This is a genomic window from Desulfobacula sp., from assembly GCF_021107415.1.
In genome coordinates, this window is record NZ_JAIOSW010000462.1 from 1 (window position 1) to 6,129 (window position 6,129).

Annotated in this window: 5 protein-coding genes; 3 read left to right on the top strand and 2 right to left on the bottom strand. The window is 39.4% G+C overall.

The window, feature by feature from the left end; translation table 11 throughout:
* Positions 1-492: Hsp33 family molecular chaperone HslO (locus K8S13_RS23300; protein WP_291466124.1), on the bottom strand; the 492-nt coding region annotated here is incomplete at its 3' end.
* A gap of 47 nt (positions 493-539) precedes the next feature.
* Positions 540-2,075, bottom strand: coding sequence for a YifB family Mg chelatase-like AAA ATPase (locus K8S13_RS23305; protein ID WP_291466125.1), 1,536 nt, complete (start codon positions 2,073-2,075; stop codon positions 540-542).
* 198 nt (positions 2,076-2,273) lie between these two features.
* Between K8S13_RS23305 and lpxC the strand changes: the two genes are divergently transcribed.
* From lpxC to K8S13_RS23320, 3 genes are read left to right on the top strand one after another with little or no spacing between them, the layout of a single operon-like run.
* A complete protein-coding gene (gene lpxC, locus K8S13_RS23310) occupies positions 2,274-3,143 on the top strand; it encodes a UDP-3-O-acyl-N-acetylglucosamine deacetylase (RefSeq protein ID WP_291466126.1) in 870 nt (289 codons plus the stop codon).
* 55 nt (positions 3,144-3,198) lie between these two features.
* Positions 3,199-3,744, top strand: coding sequence for a DUF4390 domain-containing protein (locus K8S13_RS23315; RefSeq protein WP_291466127.1), 546 nt, complete (start codon positions 3,199-3,201; stop codon positions 3,742-3,744).
* 36 nt (positions 3,745-3,780) lie between these two features.
* On the top strand, positions 3,781-5,991 hold the full coding sequence (locus K8S13_RS23320) for an ATP-binding protein (RefSeq protein ID WP_291466128.1): 2,211 nt from the start codon (positions 3,781-3,783) through the stop codon (positions 5,989-5,991).
* Positions 5,992-6,129 lie beyond the last annotated feature (138 nt).

Below are 6,129 nucleotides of genomic sequence, written 5' to 3' on the forward strand. Positions count from 1 at the left end.
ATTGGCCAGATCTTCTGCAATACTCCCATGCTCAAGGGCCACCTGGCCGGAATAGGGTGTGGGCGCATCTTCCAGGTATTTTGTCACCGTAAGAAAGCCGGCTCCATAAAGTGTTGACAGATATTTAACCTTTTCAGGGTTTTTGACTTTAATCTGTTGAGTTTTAAGGTATCCTCTGACTTCACCAAACACATTTGATTCAACATCCAGTCCTTTTATAGGACCTGAACACTGGATATTCATACTTACCTTGTCATTCTCAGCTTTTAGAGTCGAACAAAGAAGACTTACCGCGATATAGGCCTGGCCCAGCACCAGGGTTTCCAAAGGCCCTAAGTCATGGTTTGTCCTCATTTCATTCACCATCCGGGTGGAATGAACAATAGCACCCCGTATCATCTGATCAGCCATTACAAATCTATATATCCTGTCTTTTGCAGACGCTTTGAATTGTTCTTTTACATCCTTATTAAAAATATCTTTTTTAATCATATTTATACTTCTTTTAAGTTATGGTTTTCATCAACAGTATTCATCCTTTATAGAGAAAAACCTCTGTCAAAGCTCCTGTACTGGATGGCTTCGGCAAGATGGTGCCGCTCAATTTCAGGGACATTTTCAAGATCTGCAATGGTTCTTGCCACCCGTATGACGGAATGCCAGGCTCTGGCCGAGAATCCAAGGACATCAACCGCCTGTTTAAGGAGTTTCTCACATTCGGCATCCAAATGGCAAAATGCTTCCAAATGGCGGCTGTGCATCCTGGCATTACTGGATACACTTAATTTTGCAAGTCTTGCTTCCTGTATCTTTCCGGCACGATTGACCCTTTTTCTTATTCGGGAAGAACCCTCTGTCTTTGTTTTGCCGGCAAGATCTTTATATTCAATTCTTGGCACTTCAATTTGAATATCGATTCTGTCCAGAAGCGGCCCTGAAATTTTTGATCTGTATTTTTGAATCTGGGGGTGTGTGCAGGTACATTTACCCATGGGATCGAATAAATATCCGCAGGGACAAGGGTTCATGGCTGCCACCAGCATGAATTGCGAAGGATAGCTTGCTTTCATACCAGCCCTTGCAATAGAAACTTTTCCATCTTCAAGGGGCTGTCTTAAAACCTCCAGCACATTTTTTTTAAACTCCGGCAGCTCATCAAGGAAAAGCACACCATTGTGGGCCAGACTGATTTCCCCTGGAGCAGGCTTTGATCCGCCACCCACAAGGCCTGCATCGGAAATCGTATGATGGGGAGATCGAAACGGTCTTGTTGATATATATGGCATTTTATCCTCAATTAACCCCAGAACGGAATAAATCCTTGTAACCTCAATGGCTTCTCCAAATGTCAGTGTCGGCAGAATAGTCGGAAGCCGTTTTGCCAGCATGCTTTTCCCGGATCCCGGCGGCCCTGTCATCAAAACATTATGGAAACCTGCTGCAGCAATTTCCAAAGCTCTCTTAGCATGTTGTTGACCCCTTACCTCGAAAAAATCCATTCCATACGCCTTATCATTGACATGGGTCAGCGGATTCAAATCCATACAATATTTTTCAATTTCAATAAATCCTGTAAAAAAATCAACAATCTGCGACAGGTTTTTCACCGGCAAAACATCGATACCGTCCACCATGGCAGCCTCAGCTGCATTTTCAACAGGTATAATGATCCCCTTATATCCCCTTTCCTTTGCTGTCAAGGCATAGGGGAGTGCTGCTTTGATTGGTTTTATTTTCCCGTCAAGGGAAAGTTCACCTGAAATAAGATAGGAATTTACCTTATCTGCGGCAATGACCTCAGATGCAACCAGAATACCAATAGCGACCGGCAGATCAAACCCTGTTCCTTCCTTTTTAACATCAGCAGGAGCCAGGTTGACCACAATTCTTTCCATGGGAAACGTATACCCTGAATTTTTTATGGCGGTTTTAACCCGGTCTTTGCTCTCCCTGACAGAAACTTCCGGTAGACCGACAATATTAAAAACCGGAAGACCATAAGAAATATCAACTTCAACATCAACAATAAATCCATCAATCCCTACCACTGAACATGAGTTTATTTTTGCAAGCAACTTAGCTCCTTTTCAAATAGTCCAATAATGACTATACCATCTTATACACTATTGTATTTTACTTTTCTTTATCAAAAAACAAGAATGAACCAAAGAAATTTCTCATTTGCTTTGCTTTGTGTATTAAAACCAGATATATATAGCAAACTAAATTTTAACCAACTTTTAAATTGGCAATAAAGATAAACCGAATAGTTTATGACTAAATATTTTTTACAAAGAACCATTTCAGAGAATGTCTCTTTCTCAGGGACAGGAGTTCATTCCGGAAAACAGATGCACCTTACCATAAAACCTGCACCGGAAAACCATGGCATAAAATTCAGGCGATTAGATCTGCCGGGCACCCAGGATATCCAGGCGCTTTTTAGGCTGGTCGTTGATACCAGTCTTGCAACGGTATTGGGGACCAATGGGGCAATTGTTTCAACAATTGAACATTTAATGGCCAGTTTTGCAGGGTTAGGAATTGATAATGCCCTGGTGGAACTCAATGAATATGAAATCCCCATTATGGATGGAAGTGCAAAAATTTTTACGCAACTCATCAAAAAAACAGGTATTGAAAAACAAGCGGCTCCAAAACAATTTTTTATCGTTAAAAAACCGATCAAAGTGACTGATAATGATAAATCAGTAATTGTCCATCCTGCACCCTGTTTTAAAATTACCTGCCGGATTGAATTCGCCCATCCTTTGATCGGAGAACAGGAAATCACGTTTGACCGAGCCAAAAATAATTTTGAAAAAGAAATCAGCCATGCCAGAACATTCGGATTTATCCAGGATTTGGAACTTTTAAAAAAATTCAGTCTTGGTAAGGGTGGAAGCCTTGACAATGCCATCATTATTGATAAAGATAGAATCTTAAATGAAGAAGGGCTAAGGTACCCAGACGAGTTTGTCAGGCATAAACTCTTGGACAGTCTTGGAGATTTCTCCCTGCTTGGCATGCCAATTCAGGGGCATATCGTTACCCATAAATCAGGACATGCCCTGAATCATTTATTCATTAAAACATTTTTAGAAAACAAAAATGCCTGGGAAACAGGACCGGTAAAAATTTAAATATTTTATACTAATGATACGATTTTCCTTCCATAGAATGGCTATTACACTCTTTATGTCAGTGGGTGTTATACTCTGTCTTTTATTACCCCCTATCGCATTTGCAGAAGAAACCGCTGTTATAGAAAATATAAAACTTGCCAACACCAGAGATGACCTCTTAACATATTTTGATGTAAAACAGGCCTTCACCCCAAAAATAAACCAGGCTGTCCTCAATGGTATTCCAACCACTTTTTCGTTTTATATTACTCTATATAAAACCGGTGGTTCATGGTTTGACAAAAAAATATCCAACATCCAGCTTAAATCCACACTAAAATATAATTCCCTGAAAAAGGAATTCTCTATTTTGCAATCCTGGAAAAATGAAAAGTCTATTACCACATCATCATTTGAAGATGCAAAGTCCTTTATGACCGAAATCGACAATTTAAAAATCATACCATTGAATCAACTTGTTAAAGGGGATAAATACCAACTCAGAATCAAGGCAGAGCTTGATAAAGTCACCTTGCCCTTATCGCTTCACACTGTTTTCTTTTTTGTCTCTTTTTGGAATTTTGAAACAAACTGGTATTTAATCAATTTTACCTATTAGCGTTCATATAGACAAATATTGCCTGAAATTAAATATATGGCTGAATCAAATCACTCAAAAAATGAACAGGCCAGAAAGAAAAAAGAAGGCATTCTAATTCTCATTATCCTGATTGCGGTCGGGGTACTGACATTCATTGAAACTCGTATCACCAATTTTGGCAGTGATTTCTCCCTATCCAGTACGGTATTGATGTTTATCCTGATAAACACTAATTTATTGCTGTTGCTTGCTTTGCTTTTATTGGTCTTTAGAAATCTTGCAAAGCTGTACTATGAAAAAAAGAATAATATTTTAGGGTCCAAACTCAAAACGCGGCTAATCGCCGCATTTATTGTACTTGCTCTTCTGCCCACAACCGTTCTTTTCTTTTTCTCCATCCATTTTATTTCCACAAGCATTGCCTTCTGGTTTAATGCACCGGTTGAGCAAACCCTGAACAGCTCATTAGTTGTCGGACAAAAGCTTTATGAATATATTGAAGAAAAAAATGAATTTGCCGCCAAAAGGGCTGCGTTTCAAATCGACTCCCGAAAACTTTTGGACAAAGAGAATGAAAAAAAGCTGACCCGGTATACCCAGGTCATACAACGGGCATTTAACCGACATGCCGTTGAGATTTATACACCTGATGTCAAACGTGTCAGCCTGTCACTGGCAAATGAACTGGAAAACCTTCATTTCGGCCTTCTGACCAGTAATGATTTAACCCGCATACCAGGAGGAAAACAAAGTCACACAATTTCACAAAATATCAAAGAGGGGGAATTTTTAAGAACAATTGCAACCATTCCCTTTGGAACAGACCCTAAAAAAGCCAGGGCATTTATTGTTATCACCACTCTGGTATCACCGGAACTGTCCGAGAACCTTCAGGCTATTTTAAAGGGAATTGAAGAATATCACCAGCTCAAACTGGCGAAAAAACCTGCCCAGATATCATATTATATTGCGCTCTCAATTGTAGCACTTCTTGTTGTTTTCTGTGCTATCTGGTTTGGGTTTCAGCTGGCAAGATCCATTACGATTCCCATAATGAAATTTGCAGAAGGAACACAACGGGTCACTGATGGAGACTTAAATTACCAGATTGATTTTGAGACGGACGATGAAATCGGAACCCTTATCAAATCCTTTAATTTAATGACCAAACAACTTGCCACAGGTAGAGAGCAGATTGCACTTTCCGGGGAGATGCTCAAACAACAGAATGCTGAACTTGAAAAGAGTCGCAAATACATTGAAATTGTATTAAAAAATATTTCTGCCGGCGTGATCTCTATTGATAATAAGGGAACCATAATGACCATCAACAAGGCTGCCGAATCCATGCTGGATATTAACAGCCGTTATATTTTAAACAATAATTTTAAACATGTTTTAAAAAACGAATATTTACAGATTGCCGATAAAATTTATAACCAGGTAGCCCAGGGCCAGGAGACGCTTGAAATCCCCCTTTCTGCGACAGTCTCGGGAACCCCCAAACACTTTGCCTTAAATTTTAATACATTAAAAGATGACCAAGATAGAGATGTGGGTGCTGTACTGGTTTTTGATGATGTCACCGAACTGGAAAAAGCCCAGCGAGTCGCTGCATGGAGAGAGGTTGCCAGGAGAATTGCCCATGAGGTTAAAAATCCTTTAACACCGATAAAATTGTCAGCTCAACGGCTAAAACGCAAATATGGCAACCAGATTAATGATGAAGTTTTTACCAGTTGTGCTGACACTATTGTGGAACATGTGGACCTGATCAGAAACCTTGTCAATCAATTTTCCACATTTGCCAAATTCCCGGATGCAAACGTTGCCCAATGTAAAATTGAAAATGTTATTCTTGAAACCATTGCACTATACAGGGAAGGCCTTGAAAATGTTGATATCAAATCCAGATTTGCTAAAAATATCCCGGTGCTGAAATTAGATCATCAGCATATGAAACAGGCATTTATCAATCTGACTGACAATGCCGTCTATGCTGTAAATAAAAACGGAATGATTCTGTTTGATGTCTCTTATGACGAAATTTTAAAAATTGTAAGAATCGAAATCGCTGATAACGGCAAAGGGATATCTGATAATGAAAAAACCAAGTTATTTGAACCTTACTTTTCCACTAAAAAATCAGGTATGGGACTTGGGCTTGCCATTGTCCACTCTATCATTTCCGATCATAATGGTGTAATAAGGGTTCAGGATAACAAGCCAAAAGGTGCAAAATTTATTATTGAGCTTCCGGCTTGATGGTTCATATAAAACAGGAGAAATAAGTATGTATCCCGCAGTATTAATTGTTGATGATGAAATAACGATCATAAAATCTCTTGAAGGAATTCTTTCAGACGACGGATTTGAAGTCATGCATGCCTTTAACGGGTATGA